Origin of the sequence: Aetokthonos hydrillicola CCALA 1050 (assembly GCF_017591665.1) — a bacterium.
Classification (GTDB): Bacteria; Cyanobacteriota; Cyanobacteriia; order Cyanobacteriales; family Nostocaceae; genus Aetokthonos; species Aetokthonos hydrillicola.
Genome location: NZ_JAAKGC010000310.1, coordinates 1 through 2,067, shown reverse-complemented (window position 1 = coordinate 2,067; position 2,067 = coordinate 1). Strand labels below are relative to the sequence as shown.

3 protein-coding genes are annotated in these 2,067 nt (G+C 42.9%); 1 reads left to right on the top strand and 2 read right to left on the bottom strand.

Annotation, left to right across the window (positions count from 1 at the left end):
- The first annotated feature begins 489 nt into the window (after positions 1–489).
- Positions 490–1,335 (top strand): tyrosine-type recombinase/integrase, encoded by an 846-nt coding sequence (locus G4P69_RS37320; RefSeq protein ID WP_208344420.1) that lies wholly within the window; start codon positions 490–492, stop codon positions 1,333–1,335.
- Between the two features lie 80 nt (positions 1,336–1,415).
- Here the strand turns inward: G4P69_RS37320 and G4P69_RS37315 are convergent, their stop codons facing one another.
- Both G4P69_RS37315 and G4P69_RS37310 read right to left on the bottom strand, forming a co-directional pair.
- A complete protein-coding gene (locus tag G4P69_RS37315) occupies positions 1,416–1,835 on the bottom strand; it encodes a type II toxin-antitoxin system VapC family toxin (RefSeq protein ID WP_208344421.1) in 420 nt (139 codons plus the stop codon).
- The coding region (locus tag G4P69_RS37310) for a DUF2281 domain-containing protein (RefSeq protein WP_243903181.1) at positions 1,835–2,067 on the bottom strand (233 nt) is incomplete at its 5' end. The genes G4P69_RS37310 and G4P69_RS37315, both read right to left, overlap by 1 nt.

Sequence of the window (2,067 nt, the reverse complement as noted above, 5' to 3'; positions counted from 1 at the left end):
AAATTGAGGCTCCACAGTTAGCCTTCCAATGAGCGCGATCGCACAATAAGGAAAATGTTCGAGCAGCAGGGAGATTTCTCAAAGGAGTTCAAATTAATAGCATCCAGCCTACTTTCTTTTTGAATGAGTGCAAGAAAAAAAACGTATTTCTTGCACTGAATAAAATCAGGTATGTTTTCAGGCGATCGCCTTTTATTTTGTAATTCGCTCTCACCAAAAATTCTCAAGGTGTCGCCAGCGCGAAGAAAGGTAGCGTGGCGCTATGACACTAGGGATAAACTTTATCATCCAGTGAAATAAATTTCCCCCCCCCCTATGAAGCGCAAATGTCCTCATAGTAAGGTTTAATGAAGAAGCATTCAACATAAGAAAGCCCTATGTTGAATGATTTAGTAGGAGGTAGATGGCAAAATGTATAAAATATACCTTGTCTTTTGGCTGACTGTTTTTAAACATGCCTTTATTCAACTTTTTGCCGTCTGCCAATAGATGTTGAATTCCCCGGCTACCCTAACTAACTCCGAACTCATTGACCTTTGGTTACACGGCAAAAGCCCCAACACGGTTGATGGGTATCGTCGCTATGCAGAACGCTTCAGTCGTCATATCGAGTACAAGCCTTTAAGCGATGTCACTTTAATGGACATTCAAATGTGGACAATGACACTTGGGGGAAAGGATAATTCTAAGCGTGTGGCGGTGGGAGCAATTAAAAGCTTGTTTTCCTTCGCTAAAGAGTTAGGGGTAATATCTTCTAATTTGGGAATACTGGTTAAAACCCCATCGGCTCGTAATAGATTGGCAGAACGAATTTTAACTGAAGATGAAGTGCAACGGGTGATCGGCAACACGACCAACGAGCGCGATCGCACCCTGATCCGTTTACTCTACTTTGCTGGTTTGCGCGTATCAGAATTATGCGCCCTAAAATGGCGTGACCTCAAGCCACGTGGTGATGCTGGGCAAATAACAGTGTTTGGTAAAGGTGAGAAAACAAGAACCGTCTTAGTTGGTGCTGGTATATGGCGAAGTCTCCTTGAATTAAAGAATAATGCCCGTAAGGATGATCCAGTGTTTGTTTCCAGTAAAGGTGGACATTTATGCCGAAGTATGGTATTTCACATTGTAAAAGATGCTGCCAAACGTGCTGGGTTGGAAGGTAATGTATCACCACATTGGTTAAGGCATAGCCATGCTTCTCATAGTCTAGATAGAGGAGCACCTATTCACTTGCTGCAAAAAACTCTAGGTCACAGCTCAGTTGCTATCACTGAAATGTACCTACATGCCAGACCAACTGATAGTAGTGGTTTGTATTTGCAGGATGATGAGTGATGTGTGTGGGGAAGAAAAGCATTGCCCTACAGGGGCGATCGCTCTCCATAGTGTTTACCTTTGTGGAACTTGTAACAGTGTCAAGCACTCGGCATAATGACTGGAATAGGTTGATTCTTGTGCTTTCGATAGATAAGGAAGTCACTGTCTAGGGTCAAGACTTCGCTCTGTGGATACAGCTCTGCCATTCGTACCAGACTTGCATCAGCTAAGGAAATGGGAACAGAAAGATATCGGGTTAATAGCGAAGTTATTGACTCAATTTCCTCATTAAACTGAAAAGCAACCAAAATTTGCTGACTCTTGAGTAATCCAATTAAAGTTTCTCGCCCGTTGCTCACGCGCTGCAATAAGAACCATGCTTCTGAAATAACTGCTTCACAAGAAAGTAGTGGAGGTTCGATTGTGGCAAGTTCTGTTTTTACCCAAGAGTGATAGTGATCCCGACGATCAATGAGTGCTACAAGAGCACCAGTATCAAGGAGAATTTGTTGACGCATTAAGCACCATACCCTTCCATGTACTCAGGATTAGTAGAGAGATCTCCGGGACCTATACCTGCACCAATATAGGCTTGGGCTGTTTCTAAAAAAGATTTTACTGGTTCGATGTTCGTGGATGATAGTCTTTGCCGTTTGCTGTTGAGAAACTCTGCAAAGTCCAAAACCTCTTGTTGTTCAGCAGGAGAGAGTGTTTGGAGTGCTTCAATAACTTGTTGTTGAATGGGTTGCA